This window comes from Arthrobacter echini (genome assembly GCF_008107445.1).
Classification (GTDB): Bacteria; Actinomycetota; Actinomycetes; order Actinomycetales; family Micrococcaceae; genus Arthrobacter_D; species Arthrobacter_D echini_A.
Genome location: NZ_VSLD01000001.1, coordinates 205,810 through 230,894, shown reverse-complemented (window position 1 = coordinate 230,894; position 25,085 = coordinate 205,810). Strand labels below are relative to the sequence as shown.

Annotated in this window: 28 protein-coding genes and 1 tRNA gene; 17 read left to right on the top strand and 12 right to left on the bottom strand. The window is 67.8% G+C overall.

Annotation, left to right across the window (positions count from 1 at the left end):
* Positions 1-5: 5 nt before the first annotated feature.
* Entirely contained in the window at positions 6-395 is a 390-nt protein-coding gene (locus FQ377_RS01125; protein ID WP_148599407.1) for a DUF7793 family protein, read from the bottom strand.
* A 130-nt stretch (positions 396-525) separates the two neighbouring features.
* On the opposite strand from FQ377_RS01125, the gene FQ377_RS01120 reads away from it, so the two are divergent.
* Positions 526-1,551 carry a Rossmann-fold NAD(P)-binding domain-containing protein gene (locus tag FQ377_RS01120; RefSeq protein ID WP_148599406.1) on the top strand — a complete coding sequence of 342 codons (1,026 nt, stop codon included), beginning with the start codon at positions 526-528 and terminating at the stop codon, positions 1,549-1,551.
* A gap of 105 nt (positions 1,552-1,656) precedes the next feature.
* Here the strand turns inward: FQ377_RS01120 and FQ377_RS01115 are convergent, their stop codons facing one another.
* Entirely contained in the window at positions 1,657-3,144 is a 1,488-nt protein-coding gene (locus FQ377_RS01115; RefSeq protein ID WP_148599405.1) for a catalase, read from the bottom strand.
* Between the two features lie 25 nt (positions 3,145-3,169).
* Positions 3,170-3,640, bottom strand: a complete 471-nt coding sequence (locus FQ377_RS01110; protein WP_148599404.1) for a Fur family transcriptional regulator — start codon at positions 3,638-3,640, stop codon at positions 3,170-3,172.
* A gap of 89 nt (positions 3,641-3,729) precedes the next feature.
* On the opposite strand from FQ377_RS01110, the gene FQ377_RS01105 reads away from it, so the two are divergent.
* From FQ377_RS01105 to FQ377_RS01090, 4 genes are all read left to right on the top strand, one after another.
* The gene (locus FQ377_RS01105) at positions 3,730-4,434 is read left to right on the top strand and encodes an alpha/beta hydrolase (RefSeq protein WP_148599403.1); all 705 of its coding nucleotides are present in this window, start codon (positions 3,730-3,732) and stop codon (positions 4,432-4,434) included.
* 88 nt (positions 4,435-4,522) lie between these two features.
* Positions 4,523-5,806, top strand: coding sequence for an MFS transporter (locus tag FQ377_RS01100; protein ID WP_148599402.1), 1,284 nt, complete (start codon positions 4,523-4,525; stop codon positions 5,804-5,806).
* 137 nt (positions 5,807-5,943) lie between these two features.
* Positions 5,944-6,822 carry a zinc metalloprotease HtpX gene (htpX, locus tag FQ377_RS01095; RefSeq protein WP_148599401.1) on the top strand — a complete coding sequence of 293 codons (879 nt, stop codon included), beginning with the start codon at positions 5,944-5,946 and terminating at the stop codon, positions 6,820-6,822.
* Between the two features lie 175 nt (positions 6,823-6,997).
* A complete protein-coding gene (locus FQ377_RS01090) occupies positions 6,998-8,140 on the top strand; it encodes a formamidase (protein ID WP_222861817.1) in 1,143 nt (380 codons plus the stop codon).
* Between the two features lie 258 nt (positions 8,141-8,398).
* Here the strand turns inward: FQ377_RS01090 and FQ377_RS01085 are convergent, their stop codons facing one another.
* Both FQ377_RS01085 and FQ377_RS01080 read right to left on the bottom strand, forming a co-directional pair.
* The gene (locus tag FQ377_RS01085; RefSeq protein ID WP_148599400.1) at positions 8,399-8,857 is read right to left on the bottom strand and encodes a hypothetical protein; all 459 of its coding nucleotides are present in this window, start codon (positions 8,855-8,857) and stop codon (positions 8,399-8,401) included.
* A gap of 68 nt (positions 8,858-8,925) precedes the next feature.
* Complete coding sequence (locus FQ377_RS01080; protein WP_148599399.1) at positions 8,926-9,414, bottom strand: YajQ family cyclic di-GMP-binding protein; 489 nt, start codon at positions 9,412-9,414, stop codon at positions 8,926-8,928.
* A gap of 160 nt (positions 9,415-9,574) precedes the next feature.
* Here FQ377_RS01080 and FQ377_RS01075 point away from each other — a divergent pair, with 160 nt between their 5' ends.
* The 5 genes from FQ377_RS01075 to FQ377_RS01055 all read left to right on the top strand — a co-directional run bounded on the left by FQ377_RS01075 (position 9,575) and on the right by FQ377_RS01055 (position 12,553).
* A complete protein-coding gene (locus FQ377_RS01075; protein ID WP_148599398.1) occupies positions 9,575-9,949 on the top strand; it encodes a hypothetical protein in 375 nt (124 codons plus the stop codon).
* Between the two features lie 101 nt (positions 9,950-10,050).
* Positions 10,051-10,132: transfer RNA gene (locus FQ377_RS01070), tRNA-Tyr, on the top strand.
* 95 nt (positions 10,133-10,227) lie between these two features.
* Entirely contained in the window at positions 10,228-10,371 is a 144-nt protein-coding gene (locus FQ377_RS14770; protein ID WP_187393208.1) for a hypothetical protein, read from the top strand.
* A gap of 646 nt (positions 10,372-11,017) precedes the next feature.
* The gene (locus FQ377_RS01060; protein ID WP_148599396.1) at positions 11,018-11,431 is read left to right on the top strand and encodes a hypothetical protein; all 414 of its coding nucleotides are present in this window, start codon (positions 11,018-11,020) and stop codon (positions 11,429-11,431) included.
* A gap of 99 nt (positions 11,432-11,530) precedes the next feature.
* Positions 11,531-12,553, top strand: a complete 1,023-nt coding sequence (locus FQ377_RS01055; RefSeq protein ID WP_148599395.1) for an acyltransferase family protein — start codon at positions 11,531-11,533, stop codon at positions 12,551-12,553.
* Positions 12,554-12,555: 2 nt separating this feature from the next.
* On the opposite strand, the gene FQ377_RS01050 is transcribed toward FQ377_RS01055, so the two are convergent.
* The gene (locus FQ377_RS01050) at positions 12,556-13,002 is read right to left on the bottom strand and encodes a DUF6314 family protein (protein ID WP_148599394.1); all 447 of its coding nucleotides are present in this window, start codon (positions 13,000-13,002) and stop codon (positions 12,556-12,558) included.
* An 84-nt stretch (positions 13,003-13,086) separates the two neighbouring features.
* Between FQ377_RS01050 and FQ377_RS01045 the strand changes: the two genes are divergently transcribed.
* Positions 13,087-13,533 (top strand): MarR family winged helix-turn-helix transcriptional regulator, encoded by a 447-nt coding sequence (locus tag FQ377_RS01045; RefSeq protein WP_262364199.1) that lies wholly within the window; start codon positions 13,087-13,089, stop codon positions 13,531-13,533.
* A 10-nt stretch (positions 13,534-13,543) separates the two neighbouring features.
* The gene (locus tag FQ377_RS01040) at positions 13,544-14,767 is read left to right on the top strand and encodes an MFS transporter (protein ID WP_148599392.1); all 1,224 of its coding nucleotides are present in this window, start codon (positions 13,544-13,546) and stop codon (positions 14,765-14,767) included.
* Positions 14,768-14,782: 15 nt separating this feature from the next.
* Here FQ377_RS01040 and FQ377_RS01035 read toward each other — a convergent pair whose 3' ends face one another.
* Positions 14,783-15,217, bottom strand: coding sequence for a DUF1810 domain-containing protein (locus FQ377_RS01035; protein WP_148599391.1), 435 nt, complete (start codon positions 15,215-15,217; stop codon positions 14,783-14,785).
* A gap of 107 nt (positions 15,218-15,324) precedes the next feature.
* On the opposite strand from FQ377_RS01035, the gene trxA reads away from it, so the two are divergent.
* Positions 15,325-15,714, top strand: a complete 390-nt coding sequence (gene trxA, locus FQ377_RS01030; RefSeq protein ID WP_148599390.1) for a thioredoxin — start codon at positions 15,325-15,327, stop codon at positions 15,712-15,714.
* Between the two features lie 65 nt (positions 15,715-15,779).
* Here trxA and FQ377_RS01025 read toward each other — a convergent pair whose 3' ends face one another.
* The 3 genes from FQ377_RS01025 to FQ377_RS01015 are packed head-to-tail and all read right to left on the bottom strand — an operon-like array spanning position 15,780 to position 18,224.
* Entirely contained in the window at positions 15,780-16,070 is a 291-nt protein-coding gene (locus tag FQ377_RS01025; protein ID WP_148599389.1) for a putative quinol monooxygenase, read from the bottom strand.
* 56 nt (positions 16,071-16,126) lie between these two features.
* Positions 16,127-17,098 (bottom strand): DNA-3-methyladenine glycosylase family protein, encoded by a 972-nt coding sequence (locus FQ377_RS01020; protein WP_148599388.1) that lies wholly within the window; start codon positions 17,096-17,098, stop codon positions 16,127-16,129.
* A gap of 49 nt (positions 17,099-17,147) precedes the next feature.
* Positions 17,148-18,224, bottom strand: a complete 1,077-nt coding sequence (locus tag FQ377_RS01015; RefSeq protein WP_148599387.1) for a tartrate dehydrogenase — start codon at positions 18,222-18,224, stop codon at positions 17,148-17,150.
* 124 nt (positions 18,225-18,348) lie between these two features.
* On the opposite strand from FQ377_RS01015, the gene FQ377_RS01010 reads away from it, so the two are divergent.
* Both FQ377_RS01010 and FQ377_RS01005 read left to right on the top strand, forming a co-directional pair.
* Positions 18,349-19,725, top strand: coding sequence for a cystathionine beta-synthase (locus FQ377_RS01010; RefSeq protein WP_148599386.1), 1,377 nt, complete (start codon positions 18,349-18,351; stop codon positions 19,723-19,725).
* Between the two features lie 26 nt (positions 19,726-19,751).
* Entirely contained in the window at positions 19,752-20,915 is a 1,164-nt protein-coding gene (locus FQ377_RS01005) for a cystathionine gamma-synthase (protein WP_148599385.1), read from the top strand.
* Positions 20,916-21,012: 97 nt separating this feature from the next.
* Here the strand turns inward: FQ377_RS01005 and FQ377_RS01000 are convergent, their stop codons facing one another.
* Together FQ377_RS01000 and FQ377_RS00995 are read right to left on the bottom strand one after the other, a co-directional pair.
* Positions 21,013-21,429, bottom strand: coding sequence for a hypothetical protein (locus FQ377_RS01000; protein ID WP_148599384.1), 417 nt, complete (start codon positions 21,427-21,429; stop codon positions 21,013-21,015).
* A gap of 7 nt (positions 21,430-21,436) precedes the next feature.
* Positions 21,437-22,630: an amidohydrolase gene (locus FQ377_RS00995; protein WP_148599383.1), complete on the bottom strand. Its 1,194-nt coding sequence runs from the start codon at positions 22,628-22,630 to the stop codon at positions 21,437-21,439.
* 150 nt (positions 22,631-22,780) lie between these two features.
* Here FQ377_RS00995 and FQ377_RS00990 point away from each other — a divergent pair, with 150 nt between their 5' ends.
* Both FQ377_RS00990 and FQ377_RS00985 read left to right on the top strand, forming a co-directional pair.
* Positions 22,781-24,091, top strand: coding sequence for a glycosyltransferase 87 family protein (locus FQ377_RS00990; protein ID WP_187393207.1), 1,311 nt, complete (start codon positions 22,781-22,783; stop codon positions 24,089-24,091).
* Complete coding sequence (locus FQ377_RS00985) at positions 24,088-24,744, top strand: MOSC domain-containing protein (RefSeq protein ID WP_148599381.1); 657 nt, start codon at positions 24,088-24,090, stop codon at positions 24,742-24,744. Before FQ377_RS00990 ends, FQ377_RS00985 begins: the two co-directional genes overlap by 4 nt.
* Positions 24,745-25,085 lie beyond the last annotated feature (341 nt).

Here is a 25,085-nt window from a genome sequence, read left to right as displayed (position 1 = left end):
ATCGTTCACCGGACGGGCGGGGGAGTTTTCAGCGTGGGCTGGGACCTCAGCCAGGACCGGGCCGGTGCCTCGGTGGCGAAGTACCCCACGGGGAAGGGCGGCTCGTACACCTCGAGATACAGGTCCACCAGCGGCTGGTCGAGGATCGAGGGGCCCACGAGCGCAACGGCGGAGAGCTGGACGTGCTTGGCGAAGTAGGCCAGGACGTCCCGGCTCAGGGACGTCATGTCGTTCAGGAGCATCAGTAGATGCACACGCTGACCGGGGAGGGCGCGGCGGATGTCCTGGCTCAGGAGCGCCCCGTCGACGTGGCGGAGCACGATGGTCGGAGCCCACTTCACGCAGACCAGATTCTCCTGCTCGACAGTCACCGAGAATCGGCGTTCCAATCCCATACCTGCCGCCCCCTTTCGACGAGTCTAGTGACCGGTGGGGCCTGCCCCAAGAGCTGGCACAGCGGTCTGTCGGTCCCGTCGTGGCGGGGCCCTACGGATACTGCGCAGCGGCGTCCACTACAGTGCTCGAATGGGCAGAGCGATCATCCTGGGCGGAACCGGCGTCATCGGCCTCGCCGTCGCACGCCACCTGGTGGGGGCGGGCTGGGACGTGGAAGTGGCGGCCCGGGATGCCTCGCGGGTGCCCGCCGATCTGCTGGCCGCGGGAGCCTCCTTCACTGCCTTCGAGCGCCGTGACGGCGCCGGGGTCGCTGCGGTCCTGTCACCCGGTGCGGACCTGCTGGTCGACTGCCTCGCCTTCACCCGCGCTGACGCCTGCCTGGTGCTGCCGCATCTGGGTGGTGTCGGCTCCACGGTGATGCTTTCGAGCAAGGCCGTCTATGTCGACGCGGAGGGGCGCCACGTGAATTCGTCCCAGGCGCCCCGTTTCGCGGCTGCGATCCGCGAGGACAATCCCGTCATGACCCCGCGGCATATCGATCACCGCTCGGCGGAGGGCTATGGGTCCAATAAGGTCGCGGCCGAACAGGCCTACCTGGAGTCGGGTCATCCCGTCTCGGTGATCAGGGCCTCGAAGGTCCACGGCGTCGGCGCTCTGCCGGCGCGGGAGTGGCACGTGGTGCGGCGTGTCCTCGACCGCCGCGGCGCCGTCCTCCTGCGCGTGCCGCACGCGGTCAACCACACGAGTGCCGCGGTCAACATCGCCGCGCTCGTCCAGGTGGTGGCGGAGGTACCCGGTGCGCGCATCCTGAACAGTGCGGATCCCGATGCACCGTCCGTGGTGGAGATCGTCCGCACCATCGCAGCGCGGCTCGGCCACGAGTGGCAGGAAGTGGTCCAGGACCGGGCGGCGGACGATCGGCTCGGACGGACCCCCTGGGACGCCGCAGCGCCGATCGTCCTCGATCTCTCGGCTGCTCTGGAACTCGGGTACCGACCGGTGGGGGACTACGCGAGCACCATCGGACCCACCGTCGACTGGCTGGTGGACGAGGCAAGGCGTCAGGGCATCGCCCCGATGCAGCCGACGGACTTCTTCGAGAACGACTTCGACTACGGAGCCGAGGACCGTTTCCTGGCGGCGCGGAGGCACTAGGGGTACCACCGTCACAGCCAGGGACGTCGGCCCGGACCACGGAAGGGCGGACCCCCGAGGGTCCGCCCTTCCTTCGTCGATCCTGAGGATCCGGTGCCCGGCCCCCTAGTAGAGCGCGGCCTCGGACTCGGTGGCCGGCGTGGTGCCCTGCCCGAGGTTGGAGGCCAGCTTGGCTCCCAGCTCCGCATCCACGTTGGTCCAGTACTGGACGGCCCGGGCGCGGATCTCCTCGCTCTTCACGCCTCCGACGGCGCCGCTGATGGTCTCGAGGAAGCGTGCGCGCTGGGCGTCGTCGAACACCTCACGGTAGAGCGTTCCGGCCTGCCCGAAATCGTCGTCCTCGGCGTGCAGGGAGTGGGCGGCGTAGACGAGCTCGCCGTCGTTCTCCCATCCGCCGTGCGCCCCGTACTGGGCCGGATCCGCGACGGGTCCGCCCATGGAGTTCGGCGCGTACACCGGGGTGGAGGCGGAGTTGAAGTGATAGCGCGCCGCGCCGTCCTTCGAGTAGTTCCGCACCTCGTTCTTCGGCATGTTCACCGGCAGCTGTGCGTGGTTGGCACCCACGCGGTAGCGGTGAGCGTCCGCGTAGGAGAAGACACGGGCCTGCAGCATGCGGTCGGGGCTGGCTGCGATCCCGGGCACGAAGTTCGACGGCGCGAAGGCGGCCTGCTCGATCTGCGCGAAGTAGTTCTCCGGATTCCGGTTGAGCGTGAGCTTGCCGACGGGGATGAGCGGGTAGTCCTGCTGCGACCAGGTCTTCGTCACGTCGAACGGATTGAAGCGGTAGGTCTTCGCATCCTCGTAGGGCATGATCTGGACCTTGAGGTCCCAGCTCGGGAAGTTGCCCTCGTCGATGTTCTCGGAGAGATCGCGCAGGTGGTAGTCGGCGTCGGAGCCGGCGATCAGTTCGGCTTCCTCTCCCGTCAGCGTCTCGTGGCCCTGGTTCGTCTTGAAGTGGTACTTGACCCAGAACTTCTCATCGGCCGCGTTGATCCACATGAAGGTGTGCGAACCATAGCCGTTCATGGTGCGCCACGAGTTGGGGATGCCACGATCGCCCATCAGCCAGGTGACCTGGTGGGCCGACTCGGGGCTGAGCGTCCAGAAGTCCCACTGCATGTCGGCGTCGCGCAGATTGGTGCCGGGAAGGCGCTTCTGCGAGTGGATGAAGTCGGGGAACTTGATGCCGTCGCGGATGAAGAACACCGGGGTGTTGTTGCCCACGAGGTCGTAGTTGCCCTCGGTGGTGTAGAACTTCAGCGAGAAACCGCGCGGATCGCGCCAGGTGTCAGGGGAGCCCTGCTCTCCGGCGACGGTGGAGAACCGGAGGAGCGTCTCCGTGCTCGCGCCCTGCTGGAAGAGCGCGGCTCGGGTGTACATGCTGACGTCCTCGGTGGTCTCGAAGATGCCGAAGGCGCCGCCGCCCTTGGCATGGACAACGCGCTCGGGGACTCGCTCGCGATTGAACTGGGCCAGCTTCTCGATGAGGTAGTGATCGGTCAGCGGGATGGCGCCGTCACGGCCGATGACGGACGAGTTGCCGTCGTCGATGACCGGCGCGCCGGACTGCGTGGTGCTGAAGTTCGCGGACATGGTGCTCCTTTTCCTGGAATGGGGGTTAGGGGTGGCTGGTGGCTGCCTGGCGGCAGTCCTCGCAGAGGCCCTGGTACACGACCTCCGCGATGTCTATGGTCATCCGGTGGGCGCCGGGCGACCACTCGGGAGTGAGGCAGGGGGCGTGACCCACCGCGCAGTCGACGTCCTCGATCCGGCCGCAGCCCGAGCAGATGGCGTGGTGGTGGTTGTCCCCGACCCGGGTCTCGTAGCGCGCCGGGGAATGCGGCGTGTCGATGCGGCGTACCAGGCCGATGCCCGTCAGGTCGGCGAGGATCACGTAGACGGACTGCACCGTGATGTGCGGCAGTTCCGCCTGCGCCGCGCTCGAGATCTCCTCGGCGGTCGCGTGGGGGATCGCCTCGACGGCGGCCAGGACACCGAGGCGCTGACGGGTCACGCGCCGGTCGCGGGACCGCAGGGCCGTGGACCAGAGGGACTCCTGGGTCCCCTGAGTCGCGGCCGTGTGTGTCATGTCACCAGTCAAGCAGTAGATCTGACAAACTCATAATAGGAGACGATGTCGGTCCCCCTCCGGGCGCCCGAATCAGTACCGTGGGAGGCGTGCATCTCATCGAGCGGGGCTGGGCCTGGCTGCTGGACTACGCCTATGTCGGTTTCCGGCAGGCTCACGACTTCATCGTCAGGGCTGATCCGGCGCAGTACCTCGTCCAGGACCCGGGAGCCCCGGAAGCCCTCGCCCCGGTGCTCCTGATCCCCGGGGTGTACGAGAGGTGGCAGTTCATGAAGCCGGTCGCCGACCATCTGCACGGTGCCGGCCACCCGGTCCACGTGGTGCAGCGGCTCGGGTACAACCGGGGTACGGTGCCCGCCATGGCAGACCTCGCGGCCGAGTACCTGGAGCGGCACGGCCTCAGCGACGTCGTCGTCGTCACCCACAGCAAGGGTGGGCTCATCGGCAAGTTCCTCCTGACGATGCCGGACACGGCGCCGCGGATCTCCCGCCTCGTGGCGATCAACGCGCCGTTCTCCGGTTCCGTCTACGCGAACTTCTTCGTCCTGCCCAGCATCCGGGCCTTCTCGCCGCAGAACAGCATCCTGAAGACCCTGCGGGCCAATCTCGAACTGAATGCGCGCATCACCTCCATCTACGGCCGGTTCGATCCCCACATCCCCGGGGGCAGCTTCCTGGAGGGTGCCCGGAACATCCAGCTCGACACCATGGGCCACTTCCGGCCCGTGGCCGACCCGCGCGTGCTGCAGGAGATCGATCGGGCGATCAGCGACGGCGAGCGCCACCCCGCCTGACGCCCCTGACGCCCACGGCACGACACGACGCCGATGACCCCTCGGGGATCGTTGCTGATGCGAATCAAAGCGCGGCTAGACTTGCCGCGTGCCCAGACTCCTCGCCGACATCACCCCGCTGAAGGAGAGTCCGGCATTCCGCAGGCTCTACCTCGGCACGGCGCTCTCGGCGATCGGCACCCAGCTCACCATCGTCGCGGTGAGCCTGCAGATCTACGCGCTCACGCAGTCCACCCTCAGCGTGGGCCTGCTCAGTCTGTTCGCGCTCGTCCCGCTCGTGGTGGCGGGGCTCTACGGCGGCGCGATCGCCGATGCCCTCGACCGGCGGAAGGTGGCCCTGTGGTCCGGCGTCGCGCTCTGGGGCACCACCACCGCCATAGCCCTGCAGGCGTGGCTCGGCGTCGACAGCGTCGGGTTGCTCTATGCGCTGATCGCCGTCCAGTCGGGAGCCGCGGGCATCAATCAGCCCACGCGGAGCTCCATCATCCCGCGGTTGGTCCGCCCGGCGCTGCTGCCGGCCGCCAACGCGCTCAGCATGATCACGTTCGGCCTGGCCTTCACCATCGGGCCGCTGCTCGCCGGGGTCCTCGTGGCCCAGGTGGGCTACGCCTGGACGTACACGGTCGACGTCGTCACCTTCACCTTCGCGCTGTGGGCGGTCTACCGCCTTCCGCCGCTGCCGCCGGAGGGTCCCACCAGGCGTGCCGGGCTGGCCACCGTGCTCGAGGGTTTCCGTTTCCTCGGGACGCGCCCGAACATCCGCATGACGTTCATCCTCGATCTGATCGCCATGATCACGGCGCAGCCGCGCGCGCTCCTGCCGGCCGTCGGCGCCGTGCTCATCGGCGGCGGCGAACTCACGGTCGGCATCCTGCTGGCCTCCGGCGCCTTCGGATCGGTGCTGGCCGGGCTGTTCTCGGGCCCGCTCGGCCACATCCACCGGCAGGGGCAGGCGGTGATCTGGTCCATCGTCGGCTGGGGTGCCTCCGTGGCCGGTTTCGGCGCCGTCGTCGTGATGGCGGGGTCGTCGTCGCTGCCCGCCGTCGAGGGGGACCTGTCGCCGTGGGTGCTCCCGGCCGCCGCATGCCTGATCCTCGCCGGCATCGCCGACTCGATCAGCAGCGTCTTCCGCAACACCATCCTGCAGTCCGCAACGCCGGATGCGATGCGCGGACGGCTGCAGGGGGTCTTCATCGTCGTCGTCGCCGGCGGTCCCCGTCTCGGCGACATGGTGGCCGGTGGTCAGGCCGCGTGGCTCGGCGAGGGCTGGACCGCCGTCGTGGGGGGCCTCGCGTGCATCGTGCTGGTGCTCGCACTGGTGCGCTGGCAGCCGGGCTTCTCGCGGTACGACTCGCGTCAACCCGAGCCCTGATCGCAGCGTCGCCGGCCGGCAGGACGCCTCTCAGCGAGCGTGAAGCTCCGACCCGTACCATGAACGGACAAGCCTCGTCCGATCCTCCGTCCTCCGTGGCGGTTCGGCCGGGGCCTCCACCTCGCAAGGAGTGAGTAGTGCACAACCATTTCAACGGTGCCAAGACGGCGTTGTTGTTCGGTGCCCTCATGGGCATCTTCCTCGTCTTCGGCGCGGTCATCGCCGGAGCCACCGGCAGCTCGATGTTCATCTGGCTGTTCGCCCTCCTCGGCGTCGGCTCCATCGCCTACAGCTACTGGAACAGCGACAAGATCGCCATCCGCAGCATGCGCGCGGTGGAGGTGTCGGAGCAGCAGGCGCCGGCGATGTACAGGATCGTCCGGGAGCTCAGCACGAGGGCGGGCAAGCCCATGCCGCGGCTGTACGTCTCCCCGACGAACGCGCCCAATGCGTTCGCCACGGGACGCAACCCGGAGAACTCCGCAGTGTGCTGCACCCAGGGGATCCTGCAGCTGCTCGACGAGCGTGAGCTGCGCGGCGTCCTGGGGCACGAGCTCATGCACGTGTACAACCGCGACATCCTCACCGGATCCGTCGCGGCGGCCGTGGCCGGCGTCATCACGTCCGTGGCGCAGATCTTCGCGTTCACCGGCATGATGGGCGGCAACAGGAACCAGGGCGGCAACCCCCTCGCCGCGCTGCTCCTGGCGATCCTCGCGCCGTTGGCCGCGGGGCTCATCCAGACCGCGATCGGCCGCACGCGGGAGTTCGACGCCGACGAGGACGGCGCCGCCCTCACCGACGATCCGCTGGCGCTCGCTTCCGCGCTCCGCAAGCTCGAGAGCGGTACCCAGCGCGCTCCGCTGCCGCAGGATCAGAAGCTCGTCAACACCTCCCACCTCATGATCGCCAATCCGTTCAAGGGCGGCGGGCTGAGCAAGCTGTTCGCCACGCACCCGCCCATGAACGAGCGCATCGCGCGGCTCGAAGGCATGGCCGGCCGGCCTCTGCGCTGATCACCTCATGACGACGGCGGCCCTACCTGATTTGGTAGGGCCGCCGTCGTCGTTCCGGAGCGTGGATCAGCGCAGATTTCGCGACCGGGAAGCGTATTGCCCTCGAGCACGGGGAGCACCCCATCGTCGAGCGGCAGGAACTTCCGGCGCTTCTCGGTGAGGGATGGGTAGCGTGATGGCTATCCTGTCGCCGGCAGTGACTACACGGTTTCGATTTGGTTCAAGGAGACATCATGATGGCGTTTCACTCGTGGGTAATCAGGTGCAGCTCGTGACGGGGCTAGGAGGACTGAACCCGTCGGAAGGCGCATTGGTGCTTGGGCTGGTGCAGCAGCAAGTACCGGTTGTCAATGAGCCACCCGATGTCAAAGCCACCGCCGAGAAAATTGCCGGCATGGTGAGAGCAGCCAAGGCCGGCCTGCCTACGCTCGACTTACTGGTCTTCCCGGAGTACAGCCTCAATGGGCTGAACCCGAAGGTCTGGGCACGCGATGAGATGCTCTGCGACATCGATGGTCCCGAGGTGGAGATATTGCGTGGCGCGTGCGCTGACAGCGCCGTCTGGGGATGCTTTTCGGTCATGGAGCGCAATCGCAATGGTGCTCCATACAACAGTGGCATCATCGTCGATGACACAGGCGAGGTGGTCCTGTACTACCGGAAGATGCACCCGATGGTGCCCCTCGAGCCCTGGGAACCAGGCGATATCGGCATCCCGGTCTGTGACGGGCCTGCGGGATCCAAACTGGCCCTGCTCATCTGTCACGATGGGATGCTGCCGGAAATGGCCCGGGAAGCTGCCTACAAGGGAGCCAACGTCATTCTGCGCACGGCAGGCTACACCGACCCCATACGCCACGCCTGGCAGATCACGAATCAGGTCAATGCCTTCACAAATCTTGCCTACACCGCCTCGGTCGCCCTGACCGGAGCGGACGCAACTGGTATCTGGTCCATCGGCGAAGCCATGATCTGCGACGTCGACGGCGCGGTCCTGGAGCACGGCGACAACTCACCGGATCGTATCGTCACCGGTGAGGTCATCCCCGCACGTGCAGACCAAGCCCGCCGGACATGGGGGGTGGAGAACAACATCTACCAGTTGGGTCATCGCGGGTACGTTGCTGTACGCGGTGGCGCCAAGGACAACCCCTACACCTACATGACAGACCTCGCTGCCGGACGCTATCGCGTTCCATGGGAGGACGAAGTAGAAATCACGGACGGCACCTCAGCGGGCTACGGCCCGCCTCGTGAGGCAGGAAGTACCACCGAGACCCACCGGTCCAGTGCCCCGCGCCAGACAACCGGAGGGTAGAGCGAAAGGTGCACGGTCGCCGGTGCGGGGCTGAGGGCCGGTAACGATCACGGCCGGCGTACCGGAATGGGAGCGGTCTGACTTTCGCCGACCGCGGGACGGGACCTGCTCCTGGGCGACGTCGGTTCCGACGGCGGCACGACTCTCGGCTCTTTCGCCTCGGGGAGGGCAGGACCTCGGCGCCCGGATATGAGGGGTACGACTCCGGAGTTCGGAGTCGTGCCCCTCACCAGGAACCCCGACTATCGCTGCGAGATCCTAAAGTGCCGTCGTTCGCTTCACTTGCCTGAGTCTGACCGTGAAGTAGAGTGCCGCAGCGGCAGCGCCGCACAGGGCGCCGACCAGGCCTATTCGGACCACGAGCCCTGGGGAGAGGCCGGTGTAGACCACCGAGGCACTGATGCCTGTCACTGCTGTGATGATCGACGCTTCGATGAGTGACCGTTTCCAGTACGGCAGGCAGCGGACGAGCACTGCGTCGAGCCGCCAGATGACGAGGCCGAGGACCAGACCACCGGCTGCACCCACCCACCCGCCGAAGAAGCTCGCAACCATCGCCAATCCCAACGAACGGCCCTCGAGGGCGAGCTCCGGTGGTTCCGAGATCCCCAACACGATGCTGGCTGCCCCGATGGTAGCGCCAACGGCGATCCCGGACACCAGGCCGAATGCCACGGCAGACGGCGGAAGTGAGGACGGGCTGATGCTGGTCGACATGCGTACCTCTTCGGAGGGGCCCTCAAGGAGGGACCTGACTCAGGCCTGATCAGTCATGATGTTCAGCGTCAGCGCATGTTCACGAACTGCAGATCTGCCTCGTCGAAGTTCTTGAGCAGGGCCATGGTGGCCTGCAGATCGTCGCGCGACTTCGAGCTGACGCGCAGCTCGTCCCCCTGGATCTGGGACTTCACGCCGTTGGGTCCCTCGTCGCGGATGAGCTTGTTGATCTTCTTCGCGATGTCCTGCGCGATGCCCTCCTTGATGGTGGTCTCCAGCCGGAACTCCTTGCCGGACGCGTAGGGCTCACCCGTATCGAGGGACTTGAGGGAGATGCCGCGTTTGATCATCTTGGACTGCAGCACATCGAGCACGGCCATCACGCGCTCCTCCGAGTTGGCCTTCATGAGGATCATCTCGCCGCTGAAGTCCACCTCCGCGCCCACCCCCTTGAAGTCGTAGCGCTGGACGATCTCCTTCTGGGCCTGGTTCAGCGCATTGGCGACTTCCTGCTTGTCCACTTTGCTGACGACGTCGAACGTGGATTCGCTTGCCACGATGCCTCCTGGGGTGGTGGGGATTCTTTCCCCCAAGACTATCGGCAACCCCCGCGCGGCGTCCTGCCGCTGCTCACAGGTGGGTGACAGCCCACACCCGGTCCGCGTACAACCGGCGGTGGAACGGTGGGGTGACCGCCGCAGCAGAGGAGACAACACCATGACCACATCACCGCGCCGCCGCTACCAGGTCCGGCTCCGCACGGCTCTGGCGGGATCCTTCCTCGCCGCGGCCTCGGCGACCTCACTGATCGGCATCGGAACAGCCCCGGCTCTGGCCTCGACGTCACGCGTGACGGCGGAGAGTACCGAACACGTGGACGAGGAATCGAACGATCGTCTCGAGTGGGTCAAGGCGGCTCCGACCGTGGGGACGGCGACAACCTTCCTGGTCACAGTCGGCAGGACGTCGAATGACCGGCTTGCCGGGGTGGAGGCCGATCTCGACCGGGCGGTGCTGCTGCGGCTCGTCACCCCGGAGCAGGCGAGCGGTTTCTACGCCCAAGTGGAGCGCCGCGTGGCCGCCGGACTCTAGCGGCGGATCGGGCACCGGCACCGATTCGTCACCCGGGTCCTTTATCTGTAAAGTTGTCTTGCCCGAGCTTGCTACGGGCGGTCCTCCTAGCGAGGACGTACGGCAGATTACCCGAGTGGCCAAAGGGGGCTGACTGTAAATCAGCTGGCATCGCCTTCACTGGTTCGAATCCAGTATCTGCCACTCGCCAGTCTTGGCGGGGAACATGGACCCATCAGGATCTCTTCGGAGGTCCTGGTGGGTCTTTCCTTTTTGCCGGAGAGCCATCGATCTCCTGTATGGCGGCCCAGTGCGCCGGGATGATGGTGCGCGTGAAGGAATCGATACCGTTGTCCCGGGAGCAGGGCGAATCCGGCACTGCGGACATCAACGAGGTGCAGTCGAACGGGGACCGGTTCGAGAAGGGCACCATCATCAGTTGACGCGCGGGATGCGGCGGTCGCGAGCCGGAATATGGTACGGCCAAGCTTCACCGATCCCGCCCGGCTCGTACACGTGCCCGACGAAAGCCCGCACCTCGTCCACGATTTCGTCCCGGGGGATGCGGGACTCCTCCTCCGAGGTCACCCCTCCCGATCCGTGGGAGACCCTTCCGACGCTGAAGCCATACGTTCCGTCAGCAGGCCCGTTGACCCAGGAGAAGTCGTAGCCTTACTCCGCCAGGCATCGCGCTACGCCACACCTTCCGATCCGACGGGCCGACGTACGATCAGGGCACCGCATCACATATCTGGGGGAATCATGAAGTTCTATCGTGCACCGCTACTAGGCCTCGCTCTGACCCTGACCGCCTGCTCAGGAGGTGGGACCGCAGAGGCGCCGATGCAGTCGACCGCTGAAGGCGCGTCGGCATCCGCTTCTCCCGCACCAACGGCCTCAACAGCAGCTGCACCTCCGTCAGCGACCTCAGCACCGGCGCCCGCTCCAGCGCCGAATCTGCAGTCGTCCGCGCCGACAACTCCGGCTCCGGCGCCCACCACAATGCCGGCAGCGCCACCACCTGCGGCAGAACCGCCGGCCAACACACAGCTGTCCCCGCGCGGCAATCTCATCAAACAGGTCGGTGAATTGGCCGGAATCAAGGGTGCCGACGGGGAGTACCTGGTCTCCTTCACGGTGAACGACATCGCCGTCGACGTGCAATGCACCGAAAGCTTTGCGGACGCACCGGAGAACGGTCACTTCGTCGCTCTCGACGTTTCGGTGGAGACGAGCCCGAACATGCTCAACTCGGACCTGATCCAGCAGTTCAGCATGTCCTCGTACACGTTCCAGGCGATCGGGCCGGACGGTGTCACCTCGAATGCGGGTGCGGACAGTGTCGCGACCCTGTTCTGCCTGGATGACTCGGTGCTTCTACCCACAGATATCGGACCGGGCGAGAAGGCTCAGGGGATCGTCCTCCTCGACGTCGAGAATCCTTCCGGGACGCTCGTCTACGAGGACTACTGGACCGACAGCGCCTGGGAGTACAGCTACTAGCGTCGTCGAGGGGCTCCGACAACGCCTCGCCGGGCGCTGGAGCCATCCGGCGAAGCCTCCTCCACGAATGGTCAGTGCGCTTACCTACAGTGGGAGGCGATGTCGGAGGAGCCCAGGATCAGCACGACGCCGGAGGCACGCATAGGGTGGCTGGACAGCCTGCGAGGCGTTGCCATCCTGCTGGTGATCGTGCTGCACGCGGGCGAGGCCCTGCGCCTCGTTGTCGGCCCCGTCCCAGGCGTCGACCAGGTGAATCTGTTCCTCGAACCGTTCCGCATGCCCGTGCTGATGTTCCTCTCGGGCATCCTGCTGCCGCGCTCGGTCGCCAAGCCGGGCCGGGAGTACGTCGCGGGCAAGGTGTCCATGGTGGCGTGGCCGTACCTCCTGTGGTCCTTGATCCTGCTCCTTGCCGGAGGCGACGTCAGCCTGGCCGGACTCGCGCAAATCGTCTACCTTTCGCCCACGTACCTCTGGTACCTCTGGTTCATCCTGATCTTCTACGCGGTGGCCTACCCGCTGCGCCGCGTGCCGCCCCTGCTGATCTCCGGTGCCGCACTGCTGGTCTCGCTCGTGCTGCCGGACGGCGGCCGCCCGGAGATCATGGCCTTCCTCGCGGCGTTCTTCTTCTTCGGGGCCTGGTGCGCCCGGCACGCTCGGCAGGTCACCCGGATCATCGAGCGCCCGTGGGTGCTGGTGATGGCAGGGGCCTCTGCCGTGACCGTGGGTGTGCTGAACCTGACCGGGCGTGACGTGCTCTACCACGGCGAGTTCGCGTGGGGCGTGGTGGGAGCACTCGGTGTGGTCTGCTGGCTGTTCCCGCGCCTGCCCGGCGGACGCGTGAGCGCTGCGCTCGAGTTCGTGGGCCGCTACTCGATCGTCTTCTACGTGGTGCATCTGGGCCCCATCATGATCATGCTGGCCCTCGTGGACGCCGGCAGATTCGCGGGGGCCTGGTTCGTCCTGCCTCTGCTGCTCGGCGTAGGCGTCGGCGTCCCGCTCGGCCTGGCTCGGGTGTATGCGACGCGGAAGCATGCGTCCGTCAATCTCCTGTTCGAACTGCCCGCGCTCAAGGAACGGTCGCGGATGCGATCCTCCCGTCGTCATCGGTCGCACGTCGCCTGACCTCAGCGGAGCCGCGTGAGCCTGGTGGACAGGAAGTGGTCCTTCGCCGGTCCCGTGACGTCCCAGGAGTACTCGATGGCGTCCGCGGCGCGGATGTGGAAAGCCACGCGGTACGTGTCCAGAGGGCACCCGTGCACGTCCTGCGCTTGGCCCGAGCGGAGATCGAGCCGACAGAGCACCCGCTGATCGGGGAATCGGACGATCATGGTGGCCCCCACCGCACTGACCCGGTAGGTGCGCGACGCCGGCGCCTGGAAGTGCGGCCAGCACGCCGTTCCCTCCTCGACCCAGGCCAGGCCGTCGGAGTCAGGGGTGAACGTGGTGAGGCCGCTGAACGTACCGCTGATGCCCGATGCGCGGTCGAGGAGACGGCGTTCCGTCCACCACACGCCGGTGAGGAACGCGATCGGGTCCTCCACGCCCAAGGAACCCGGTGCTGTCTCGTCCATGGATCTCCTGTCGTCGGCCCGTTCCACGGTAGCCTCCCGCTCTCGTCTTGGTGGCTCGAACCATGAATGTTAGGCTGCCTAACTATGGACACCGAGACCGAGACCGAGGACGCGGAGCTGCTGAATCTTGCGCAGTCCTTCCGCAGCACCCTGCGCCACGCCGTCTACCTGAGCCGCTCCATGGACAGTGACGGCGAACTGTCGACCATGCAGATGAGCACGCTGAGCATGGCCGCTGACGCACCCCTGAGGGTCAGCCGCGTCGCGGCCAATCTCGGTATCCGGGTGCCCTCGGCCACCGAGCAGATCATCAAGCTCGAGCAGGCGGGACTGGTCTCCCGGCAGCCGGACCCCACGGACTCCCGGGCGGTACTGGTGCAGCTCACCCGGACCGGCCGCACCACCTGGGAGGAGGTCAACCGGCGCCGGAACGCACGGATCGCCGAGCTGCTCGGACGCCTCGACAGCCGGGACAGGGCGACCCTTGCCGCAGCCCTGCCCGTGGTCGCACAACTGACCAACAACAGCTAGGAGTTCCTGAGTGACCACGCGTGCTTCCGTGCCGGAGACCTCGTCCACCTCGGTTCTGAGTGAGGAGAAGCAGTCCTTCTTCCGTCAGCCCAGGGCTGTCTGGGCCACTGCCCTCGCCGCCGTCTTCGCCTTCATGGGTATCGGACTCGTGGACCCGATCCTCCCCGCCATCGCCGAGAATCTCGACGCCACACCGAGCCAGGTGTCCCTGCTCTTCACGAGCTACTTCCTCGTCACGGCCATCGCGATGCTGGTCACCGGGTTCATCTCCTCCCGGATCGGTGGGAAGAAGACGCTGCTGCTCGGCCTCGGGCTCATCGTCGTCTTCGCCTCGCTGTCAGGGCTGTCGGGCGACGTGGCGACCCTCGTCGGCTTCCGCGCGGGCTGGGGGCTGGGCAATGCCCTCTTCGTGGCCACCGCGCTCGCGGTGATCGTCGGCGTCGCGAGCGGCGGCACGGCCACCGCGATCATCCTCTACGAGGCGGCCCTCGGGTTGGGGATCTCCCTGGGCCCGCTGCTCGGGGCGCTCCTGGGCGGCTGGCAGTGGCGTGCGCCGTTCTTCGGCACAGCCGTCCTCATGGCCGCGGCGCTCATCGCCCTGACCGTCATGCTGCCGCCCACGCCGACGCCGGCACACCGGACGTCGCTGAAGGATCCGCTCCTGGCCCTCGGGCACAGGGGACTGCGCACCACCGCCTCCAGCGCCCTGTTCTACAACTACGGCTTCTTCACCATCCTCGCGTTCACGCCCTTCGTGCTCGGCATGGACGCCTACGGCATCGGCGCCGTCTTCTTCGGCTGGGGCCTCATGGTCGCCGTCTTCTCTGTTCTCGTGGCGCCGGTCCTGCAGCGACTGCTCGGCACCACCCGCGTGCTGCTGCTGACCCTCGGCGCCCTCGCGCTGGTCCTCGTCGGCCTGGCTCTCGCGGCGGAGCGCTCGGTGACCGCCGTCGTCGTGCTGGTGATCATCTCCGGCGCGCTGCTCGGCATCAACAACACGCTCTACACGGAACTTGCCATGGGGGTCTCGGACGCGCCGCGGCCCGTCGCCTCGGCCGGTTACAACTTCGTCCGCTGGCTCGGCGGCGCCCTCGCCCCCTTCGCCGCGACGAAGCTCGCCGAGCTCTACGACCCGCGGGTCACCTACGCGGTGGCGGCCGCCATGGTGGTCGTCGCCGGCGCCGTCGTGCTCAATGGCCGCGGATCGCTGAAGCACGCGACGGCGCACGGGTGATGACGGGCGACGCCGTCAGTCCGCGAGGAACGACGTCGTCGCCTGGTCCTCCACGCCCCCGTAGTACCGGCCCAGCAGGGCCTTGAACCACGGCTCCTGCGGGGCAGCGAGGTTGAACAGGGTCATGGAGGACTGCAGCTTCCGGGCATCGGTCCCGCCGAGTACTTCCTCCGGGTCGTTGCCCTCAAGATTGAGGAGGGCGTGCACGCATTCCAGCAGGCGCGGCCCCAGGACGGGGTGCGAAAGATATGCCTGCGCCTCGTCGAGGGACGCGATGGCATAGCGGGCCGACGTCGGACTGCTCCCGAGGCCCTGGACCTGCGGGAAGACGAACCACATCCAGTGCCCCGTCTTGCGTCCGCCGCGCAGCTCGGTGAGAGCCTGCTCGTAGGTGTTCTGGGCGTCCTGCGCGTCGACGAAGCGCGCCAGGTCGAAGGGGTCGGTGTTCACTCGTGTCTCCGGAACTCGTGGGGGATCAGTAGGTGATCGGTCCGCTATTTCTTCATCGGTAGCGAACAGACCTGACAGGTACGGGGTGCGCTCGTTAGCGTTAGGGGATGTCGACAATCAATATCACCGAGGCAAGCTTCCCCGAAACCATCGAGGGCAACGACATCGTGTTCGTTGACTTCTGGGCCGAGTGGTGCGGCCCGTGCAAGCAGTTCGCACCGGTGTACGACGCCGTGTCGCAGCAGCACGACGACATCACCTTCGCGAAGGTGGACACCGAGGCGGAGCAGTCGCTCGCCGCAGCGGCCGGCATCACCTCGATCCCCACGCTCATGGCGTTCCGGGACAAGGTCCTCGTCTTCTCCCAGCCGGGTGCCCTCAACGCCACACAGTTCGGCGAGCTGGTCGAGGCCGTGAAGGGCCTGGACATGAAGGCCGTGCACGAGCAGATCGCGCAGCAGTCCCAGGAGGACTCTCCCGCCGCTGACGCGCAGTAGTTCGCGCTACCACAACGGCCCCGCACTCGTGGAGTGCGGGGCCGTTCGTGTCGGGTGCGTGGGACTCAGGCCTGCTGGTCGGAGCGCACCACGTGGGGCTGTGCGGCGAGCAGTGCGCTCAGCGACTCGCCGAGATCCTGCAGGGCCGGGCCGCGCATGTGGAGATCGAGGGCTTCCGTGGACTCCCACCGCTCCTGGAGCACAATCCGGTCCTCCTGTGCCTCGGTGATCTCGTACCGGAGGCATCCCGGTTCCTGGACCACCTGCTCGATGGCCAGATCGAGGGCCAGCTTCACGCGGGTGAACTCACCCTCCTGCGGGGTGAAGATTGCTGTGACGTCTACGGGTTCGCTCATACCCCAACCCTAGCGGCCGCCCGGTGCCCGTTCCGCACGCGAGCCGCGCTCCGTGCCTAGCGCCCGCGGTGGTCCTCGGGCGTCAGCCGGGGGCCGAAGGCCTGTTTCCGGAATCCGCTCGCATAGAGGGCCCGCACCACGCGCTGGCGCTGCCCCGCCCACGGCCGCAGCAGCTCCACCATCCCGGCGTCGTCCGTCCGGCTCCCGGTCAGCGCAGCGCCGACGTAGGCCGCGAGATGGTAGTCGCCCACGGAGATGGAGTCCGGGCAGCCGTGCGTCCGCTGGACCACCTCGGCGACGGTCCAGACGCCGATCCCCGGAACCGAGCGCAGACCCGCCCTGACCGCCTCACCCTGCCGGGAGGCGAGCCGCTCCAGGCCGCTCGCCACGAGGGCTGCCTTGAGGATCGTGGCGGAGCGCTTGGCGTCGACGCCTGCCCGGTGCCAGTCCCACGACGGCACGCGTCGCCACTGCTCGGCGGTCGGCGGGAGCCGGAGACCTGCAGGGGCCGCGACGCCGGCGGCGGGGGCGGTGTCCCCGTAGCGGGTCAGCAAGTAGCGCCAGGCGCGCTTGGCCTCGATCCCCGTGACTTTCTGTTCGAGGACCGCGCGGGCCACCGTGTCGAGCATGCGACCCGACGAGGGGAGACGGAGCCCGGGATCCAGGTACCTTCCCTTCCGGGCGAGCTCCGGCAGGGTGGCGCGGAACGCAGGGCTGTCGAAGTTGCTCCAGTCGTCGTCGCCGCCGAGCAGCCGGGGGAGCGCCTCGAGTGCCCGGGCTGCCCCGGGGCCCCACGCGGATCCCTGGATGACGCAGTCGTTCAGGGAACCCCGCTGTCGCAGCAGCAGGCTCACCGGTCCCTGATCCGTGCGGAAGGCCAGCCAGTGATCCGGCCCCTGGACGATGAACGCGGGGTCGTGGGCCCCGCACTGCAGGGTGCCCACGCTGCGGGTCAGGCTGTACGGGCCGCCCGGGATCCACTCCGCCGTCTCCGCGCCGAAGGGCACGAGAGCGGGGGCGATGGACATGGAACCATGGTGCCACGGTGGTACCCCGGTGCGCTCGCGGGGCGGGGGATCAGCCCGCGATGGCGGCGGTGATGGCCTCACCCAGGGACGCCGTCGTGCCCGTACCGCCCAGATCGCGGGTGAGTGCATCACCACCGGTGGCGAGCACCGATTCGATGCCCGCCAGGATGCCCGCAGCGGCGTCGGTCTCCCCGAGATGGTCCAGCATCATGGAGGCACTCCAGATCTGCCCCACCGGATTGGCGATGCCCTTGCCCGCGATGTCCGGCGCCGAGCCGTGCACGGGTTCGAAGAGGCTGGGGAACGTACGGTCGGGGTTGATGTTGCCGCTGGGTGCCACGCCGATCGTGCCGGTGCAGGCGGGCCCGAGATCGGACAGGATGTCGCCGAAGAGATTGCTGGCCACCACGACGTCGAACCAGTCGGGGTGGAGCACGAAGTTCGCGCAGAGGATGTCGATGTGGAACTTGTCCACCCGGACGTCGTCGTACTTCGTGGACATCGCCGCCACGCGCTCGTCCCAGTAGGGCATGGTGATGGAGATGCCGTTGCTCTTCGTCGCCGAGGTCAGGTGCTTCTTCTCGCGGGTCTGCGCGAGCTCGAACGCGTAGCGGAGAATCCGGTCCACGCCGGTGCGCGTCATGACGGTGTCCTGGATGACGGTCTCGCGCTCCGTGCCCTCGAACATCCTGCCGCCCACGCTCGAGTACTCGCCCTCGGTGTTCTCGCGCACCACCCAGAAGTCCACGTCCCCGGGCTCCCGGCCCGCGAGCGGGCTGGTGATCCCCGGCAGCAGGCGCACGGGGCGCAGATTCACGTACTGGTCGAAGTGGCGGCGGAACTGCAGCAGGCTGCCCCACAGCGAGACGTGGTCGGGCACGACGTCGGGCCAGCCGACGGCGCCGAAAAAGATCGCGTCGAAGGTGCGTAGTTCCTCGAACCAGTCGTCGGGCAGCATCTGGCCGTGGGCCGTGTAGTACTCGGCGCTCGCGTAGTCGAACTCGACGGCGTCGATCCCGAAGCCGTACCGCGTGGCCGCGGCCCGCAGGGCGCGCAGGCCCTCGGGCATGACCTCCTTGCCGATCCCGTCCCCGGCGATGACGGCGATGCGGTAGTTCTCGGTCATGGCTGGATCCCCTCGTCGGACGGTGGCTGGTGCTCCAACCCTAGGCGCAAGCCCCCCGGGGGGCGCACGGCGTGTGTTACGGGGGCGCACGGCGCCGGGGTCGGCAGCCGGTAGCGTTGTGTTCATGAAGTATGCCAAATCGATTGTCGATCTGATCGGCAACACCCCGCTGGTCAGGCTCAACTCCGTGACGGACGGCATCGCCGCCACCGTCCTCGCCAAGGTCGAGTACCTGAATCCGGGCGGGTCGGTGAAGGATCGCATCGCGGTCCGGATGCTCGATGCGGCGGAGGCCGAGGGCCGGATCAAGCCGGGCGGCACCATCGTGGAACCGACGTCCGGCAACACCGGGGTGGGCCTCGCGCTCGTCGCGCAGCAGCGTGGCTACCGGTGCATCTTCGTGGTGCCCGACAAGGTGGGCGAGGACAAGCGGAACGTCCTGAAGGCGTACGGCGCTGAAGTGGTCGTCACGCCGACGGCGGTGGCGCCGGAGAGCCCGGAGTCGTACTACGGCGTCTCGGACCGCCTGGTCCGTGAGATCCCCGGTGCCTACAAGCCCGACCAGTTCTCCAACCAGTTCGGCCCGCTGAGCCACTACGAGAGCACCGGTCCCGAGATCTGGGCCGACACCGAGGGCACGGTGACGCACTTCGTCACCGGCGTCGGAACGGGCGGCACCATCACAGGGACGGGGCGGTACCTGAAGGAGGTCTCCGCGGATCGCGCCGGAGGCCCGGTGCGGATCATCGGCGCCGATCCGGACGGGTCCGTGTACTCCGGTGGCACGGGGCGGCCCTACTTCGTCGAGGGTGTGGGCGAGGACATGTGGCCAGGCTCCTACGATCCCGAGGTCCCGGACGAGATCGAGGCCGTCACCGACGCGGAGAGCTTCGAGATGACGCGGCGACTCGCCCGTGAGGAGGGGCTCCTGGTCGGCGGCTCGTGCGGCATGGCCGTCGTCGCCGCCCTGCGCGTGGCGAAGGAGCTCACGGCGGACGACGTCGTGGTGGTCCTGCTGCCCGACGGCGGCCGGGGTTACCTCGGCAAGATCTTCAACGACGACTGGATGAAGTCCTACGGCTTCATGGACGGCGGCGCGGACACCGGCGTCGGCGCGGTCCTGGACGCGAAGGACGGTTCCATGCCGGCCCTCGTCCACGCCCACCCGGCGCAGACGCTCCGCGACGTCATCGCGCTCATGGCCGAGTACGGCGTCTCCATGGTCCCCGTGCTGTCCCAGGAACCCCCGGTGAAGATGGGCGAGGTGCTGGGCTCCGTGGACCAGCGGTCCCTCACCGAGAAGCTCCTCCACGGCCGGGCCGAACTCACGGACACGGTCTCCGAGCACCTGGACGCGAAGCTTCCGCTCATCGGATCGCGGGAGTCCCTCGAGGCCGCACGGGAGCGGCTGCAGCACAGCGACACGCTGATGGTCACGTCCCTAGGCTCGCCGGTGGGAATTCTGACGCGCCAGGACGTGCTGACGTATATGAGCAGCTGACAGTCCACCAGAACACCAGGAGCATCGTGACGCACTCTGACGCCCAGGGTTTCAACACCCGGGCCATCCATGCAGGCCAGACACCCGATCCCACCACGGGAGCGGTGATTCCGCCGCTGTACCAGACGACGACGTTCGCGCAGGACGGCATCGGCAAGCTCCGCAACGGCTACGAGTACGGGCGCGGGACGAATCCGACGCGCGATTCCCTGCAGACGCAGATCGCAGCCCTCGAGGGCGGGAAGCACGCGTTCAGCTTCTCCTCGGGCCTGGCCGCGGAGGACGCGCTGATCCGCGGTGCGCTCCGGCCGGGTGACCACATCGTCCTCGGCAACGACGCCTACGGCGGTACCTACCGGCTGATCGACCGGGTCCTGTCGCAGTGGGGCATCACCAACTCCGCCGTCGACATGGCCGACGCCGCCGCGGTGCAGGCCGCGATCTCGGCCAACAACACGAAGATGGTGTGGGTCGAGACGCCGTCGAACCCGATGATGAAGATCACCGACATCGCCGCGACCGCCCAGCTGGCGCACGACGCCGGCGCCCTGCTCGTGGTCGACAACACCTTCGCCTCGCCGTACCTGCAGCAGCCGCTCACCTTCGGTGCCGACGTCGTCGTGCACTCGACCACGAAGTACATCGGCGGCCACTCCGACGCCAGTGGCGGCGCCGTGGTGGTGAACGACGACGAGCTGGCCGAGAAGGTCGGCTTCGTGCAGTTCGCCGTCGGCGCCGTCTCCGCGCCGATGGAGGCTTGGCTCACCACGCGCGGACTGAAGACGCTCGGCGTCCGCATGGACCGACACTCCTCGAACGCCACGGCGATCGCCCGTTGGCTGCAGGAGCAGGCCGAGGTGGAGCGTGTCTACTACCCGGGTCTGCCCGAGCATCCCGGCCACGATCTCGCCGCGGCGCAGATGAAGGACTTCGGCGGCATGATCTCCGTGACCTTCACGGGCGGGGCCGAGGCCGCGAAGAAGGTGGCCGAGTCGACGCACGTGTTCACCCTCGCCGAGTCCCTGGGTGGCATCGAGTCGCTGATGAACTACCCCTCGGACATGACGCACGCCTCGGTGCGGGGCACGGAGCTGGCCGTACCCGAGAACCTGGTCCGCCTGTCGGTCGGCATCGAGGATCTCGAGGATCTGATCGGCGATCTCGAGCAGGCCATCGGCGCCCTGCGCTAGTTCTGCCTGATTTTCTTCGTGGAAGGCCCCTCCGTTCGGTGGGGCCTTTCGTGCGTCCGGCCACGTGGTGGACGGCGCATCAGAGTCACGTCTGGCCCTACCGGAAGCCGGGGAACCTGAAGCGCTTCTTCGCCTTCGGTTGGGTCAGCTGGAAATAGTCGCTGCTCTGGGGCAGCCACATGAGCAGCACCGCGGCGAGCATGGCCCCGGCTATCAGGGACAGGCCGGGCGTCCCGCGGACGAGGATCGGCGCGCCCATGAGGATGCCGATGGTGCTCAGCACCTCGCGGGCGCTCCTCCTGCCCCGTCGCAGCGGGAGCAGGAGGAGCAACTGCAGGACGGCGAGCGCGCCGAAGAGTGCCCCGAGTCCGATGGATCCCGCCCGATCGAGATCCTGCACCGCCGCCGAGCCCATGAAGGTCCCGGCGGCGACGAGCAGGAGCACCGCGATCGCGAGCCACAGGACCACCGCCGCACGCAGCGTGAAGGGTCGCGGCGGCAGGACCCGCGCCAAGGGGAGACTAGCCCCGCGGAGCGACAGTGCTGTTGCCGCTCCCGGTGTCGTAGGAGTAGACCTCCGTGCCGCCGATCCACACCTGCAGGGCACGCTGCATGACGTCGAGTGGGTCCCCGCTCCACAGCACCAGATCCGCGTCCTTCCCGACCGCGAGGGAGCCGAGGCGATCGGCCAGCCCCAGCACCCTGGCCGGGTTGATGGTGATGGACCGCAGGGCCGTCTCGCGGTCGAGCCCCTCCTTGACCGCCAGGGTGGCCTGGTGCACGAGGAAGTTGATGGGGATCACCGGGTGGTCGGTGATGATGGAGATCTCGACGCCGGCCCTGGCCAGCTTGCCTGGATTGGCGATCGATCGTCCGCGCAGCTCCACCTTCGACTTCGTGGTGAACAGCGGACCGATCAGCACCGGGGTGCCGCGCTCCGCCAGGACGTCGGCCAGCAGATGGGCCTCGGTGCCGTGGTCGAGCACCAGGTCGTAGCCGAACTCGTCGGCGAGCCGGATCGCGGTGGCGATGTCGTCGGCGCGGTGGGCGTGCTGGCGCCAGGGGATCTCGCGACGCAGCACCATGGCAAGGGCCTCGAGATGGGGGTCGCGCGCATTCTCGTCGGCCTTGCCCATGTAGTTCTGGGCCTTCATGAACGCCTCGCGGATGACCAGCGCCGTGCCGAGCCGGGTGGAGGGCGTCTTGCCCTTCTCGCCGTAGACGCGCTTGGGGTTCTCGCCGAGTGCCGACTTCAGACCGCTGGGGGAGCGCAGCACCATCTCCTCGAGATAGCGTCCGTGCGTGTGGATGGCCACGGCCTGTCCGCCGATGGGGTTGCCCGAGCCGGGATTGACATTCACCGTGGTCACGCCACCGGCCAGGGCGTCGTCGAACCCCGGATCGTACGGGTTCACGGCGTCGATGGCCCGGACGCCCGCCATGTTGGGGTCGGTCATCTCGTTGGTGTCGTCGCCGGCGGAGCCCTCGCCCTCCTCGTGCGTTCCGAGGTGCACGTGGGCGTCGACGAACCCGGGCAGCAGCCATTTGCCTGCGGCGTCGATGACGGTGGCGCCGTCGGGCACGGTGACCGAGGCCCCGAGGGCCGAGATGCGGCCGTCCTCGACGAGGACAGTACCGTCGAAGGCCTCTCCGTCGATCGGGACCACATGGGCGTTCGTGATGGCTGTCGTGGTGCTGCCGCTGGGGGAGGACATCGGTGGTTCGACCTTTCCTGGGGGACGTGGGGTGATTTCCACCATATCCGCCCGCGACGCCCCACCCGGAAGCGGATGCCTACACTGGATGAGCTGTGGCCCCGGGTTTCGAGGGAACAGCGACAGACACCGGTTCCTCGGAAGGAAAGCATGAGCCAGCGCGGTACCCCGATGGCCGTTCGGGCGCTGGGCATCGTCGGTGCGCTGGCCGTGGCGGTGGCGCTGATCTCATGGGCCTACGCCTGGGCCGATGTGATCGGCCTCGACTTCAGGGTCTACCGGATGGGCGGACAGTCCGTGGTCGACGGCGACGGCTCGCTCTACACGCGCTCCTTCGGCGAGGGGGAGGGCTCGCTCCTGTTCACCTACCCACCGTTCGCCGCGCTGGTCTTCACCGCCCTGACGCTCGTGAGCGCGGAGACCGGCGCCGCCCTGTTCGTGGGCCTGTCGGTGGTCGTGGCGGCCGTGACCGCCCTGCTCATCACGCGGTACCTCGGAGGCTTCCGCACCAGCGCCGCGGTACTCGCGCATCCGGTGGCGCTGCCGCTCACCATCGCCGGCACAGGGCTGATCTGCCTGCTCGGCCCCTGGCGCGAGACGATGGCGTTCTCCCAGATCAACATCCTGCTCTTCGCCATGATCGCCGCGGATCTGCTCTCGAACCCGCACCGCCGGGTGCCCACCGGTCTGCTGACGGGGATCGCCGCGGGCATCAAACTGACGCCGCTGGTCTTCGGCCTGTACTTCCTGGTGCGCGGCGAATGGAAACAGCTCTTCACCATGGCCGGTGGCTTCTTCGGCACCATCGCCGCCGGCTTCCTCCTCCTGCCGTCCGAGTCCCGCATCTACTGGCTGCAGATGCTCCGGGACACCGGGCGGATCGGAGGTGAGGGCTACGTGGACAATCTCTCCGTCCGGGGTGCGATCCTGCACGTCATGGGTCCCGACTTCCCCGCCACCGTCCCGTGGCTGCTGATCTCGCTGCTGCTGGTGACAAGTGCCGCCTACGTCATCCGGTCCGGCCGTCGTCGTGGTGACCGTTTCACACCGATCGCGATGACGGCGCTGCTCATGCTGCTGATCTCCCCGATCTCCTGGTCCCATCACTGGGTCTGGATCGCCGTCGTCCTGGCGGTGCTCGCGGGTCAGGCCGCCGGACTGCCGGTGGCACTGCGGGCCTACCGGAGCGCAGCGGCGGCCCTGTTCGTCATCACCCTCCTCGTCTTCGTCTATTCACCGAAGACGATCGGCCTGCTCCTCGGTGCGGAGGACCTGAACTCGCAGGCCACCACCGGATGGCTCGTCGCCTCCAGCGCCGGTGTTCTCTGCGCGCTCGCCATCACCGTGTTCTGGGTGCTCCTATCCCGTGCGCTGCGGCCCGGAGGTGCTCCGGACGCAGGGGTGGACGGCGGACCGGTGGCAGCTGGAGCGCACGTGGCCGTATCCGGGTCGGCGCGATGACCACCGGCACTCTGCTGGCCGTCTGCCGCGTCCACGAACTGCATCGCACGAAGGACGCCACCGGCGTGACCGCCATCGACAAGCGCGCGGTCGAGGGACCTGTCACAGTGCATCCGCTGGGCCTCAGCGGCGATGTCCAGGCCAGCAGGAAGCACCATGGCGGGCTCCTGAAGGCCGTTTACGCCTACGGGCAGGACGATGCCGACTTCTGGACGCAGCAGCTCGGACGGGACGTGAGCCCCGGGCTGTTCGGCGAGAACCTGCGGGTCGCCGGGATCGATGCCTCCGGGGCGGTCATCGGCGAGCGCTGGAGCATCGGTGAGCAGGTTGTCCTCCAGGTGACCATGCCACGCACACCCTGCAGCAACTTCGCCCGGTTCCTCGGCGAGAGAGCCTGGGTCAGGCGCTTCTCCGAGGCGAACCGGGTGGGAGCCTATCTCTCCGTGGTGTCCACGGGCAGCATCATGGCGGGGGACACCATCCGTGTGGAGGATGTCCCCGCCCACGGCGTCACGGCAGCGCAGGTCTACGCCGGGCTGGACCGGGAGCAGGCCGAGGCACTCCTCGCTGCGTCGGCGGACGATCTCGTCACGCTCACTCCGCAGGTCCGTCGGTCCGCGCAGCGCGCCCTGAGGATGCCGTCTCCCGCTTGACCTGCACAGGCACAGCGCCTGACACGTGCGCAACGTCACCCCCGGAGGACGCCCGTGTGCGGACCCGGCGGACGGACGTGCCGTAGACTAGGGTCATCCCCCACACCGGTATTCCCGTCATGTCCGACCATTTGGTCAGGATTCGTTGTGTTGGGGCTCGGAGCGCAGACTCGCGAGCAGATTCATCAGGGAGCGCCGGCTAAAGAAAAGTCACACATCGCGAGTCGCACAGACTCGCATCGATGTGGGACGAGGAGTCCCGGCGCGGGATTGAAACAGTGCCGGACTTCCATGTTCATCCGGCGTCTCGGGCTTCCTCCCGTAGTGCCGGCCGGCACCTA

Bases quoted from the DNA above. Each gene is read 5' to 3' on its own strand.
- FQ377_RS01055 (WP_148599395.1), top strand. From the start codon at position 11,531: ATGTCGGAGGAGCCCAGGATCAGCACGACGCCGGAGGCACGCATAGGG.
- trxA (WP_148599390.1), top strand. From the start codon at position 15,325: ATGTCGACAATCAATATCACCGAGGCAAGCTTCCCCGAAACCATCGAG.
- FQ377_RS14770 (WP_187393208.1), top strand. From the start codon at position 10,228: ATGGCGGCCCAGTGCGCCGGGATGATGGTGCGCGTGAAGGAATCGATA.
- FQ377_RS01090 (WP_222861817.1), top strand. From the start codon at position 6,998: ATGGCTATCCTGTCGCCGGCAGTGACTACACGGTTTCGATTTGGTTCA.
- FQ377_RS00990 (WP_187393207.1), top strand. From the start codon at position 22,781: ATGAGCCAGCGCGGTACCCCGATGGCCGTTCGGGCGCTGGGCATCGTC.
- FQ377_RS01075 (WP_148599398.1), top strand. From the start codon at position 9,575: ATGACCACATCACCGCGCCGCCGCTACCAGGTCCGGCTCCGCACGGCT.
- FQ377_RS01120 (WP_148599406.1), top strand. From the start codon at position 526: ATGGGCAGAGCGATCATCCTGGGCGGAACCGGCGTCATCGGCCTCGCC.
- FQ377_RS01010 (WP_148599386.1), top strand. From the start codon at position 18,349: ATGAAGTATGCCAAATCGATTGTCGATCTGATCGGCAACACCCCGCTG.
- FQ377_RS01025 (WP_148599389.1), bottom strand. From the start codon at position 16,070: ATGAGCGAACCCGTAGACGTCACAGCAATCTTCACCCCGCAGGAGGGT.
- FQ377_RS01110 (WP_148599404.1), bottom strand. From the start codon at position 3,640: ATGACACACACGGCCGCGACTCAGGGGACCCAGGAGTCCCTCTGGTCC.
- FQ377_RS01125 (WP_148599407.1), bottom strand. From the start codon at position 395: ATGGGATTGGAACGCCGATTCTCGGTGACTGTCGAGCAGGAGAATCTG.
- FQ377_RS01050 (WP_148599394.1), bottom strand. From the start codon at position 13,002: ATGGACGAGACAGCACCGGGTTCCTTGGGCGTGGAGGACCCGATCGCG.
- FQ377_RS01020 (WP_148599388.1), bottom strand. From the start codon at position 17,098: ATGTCCATCGCCCCCGCTCTCGTGCCCTTCGGCGCGGAGACGGCGGAG.
- FQ377_RS00995 (WP_148599383.1), bottom strand. From the start codon at position 22,630: ATGTCCTCCCCCAGCGGCAGCACCACGACAGCCATCACGAACGCCCAT.
- FQ377_RS01045 (WP_262364199.1), top strand. From the start codon at position 13,087: ATGGACACCGAGACCGAGACCGAGGACGCGGAGCTGCTGAATCTTGCG.
- FQ377_RS00985 (WP_148599381.1), top strand. From the start codon at position 24,088: ATGACCACCGGCACTCTGCTGGCCGTCTGCCGCGTCCACGAACTGCAT.
- FQ377_RS01015 (WP_148599387.1), bottom strand. From the start codon at position 18,224: ATGACCGAGAACTACCGCATCGCCGTCATCGCCGGGGACGGGATCGGC.
- FQ377_RS01115 (WP_148599405.1), bottom strand. From the start codon at position 3,144: ATGTCCGCGAACTTCAGCACCACGCAGTCCGGCGCGCCGGTCATCGAC.
- FQ377_RS01085 (WP_148599400.1), bottom strand. From the start codon at position 8,857: ATGTCGACCAGCATCAGCCCGTCCTCACTTCCGCCGTCTGCCGTGGCA.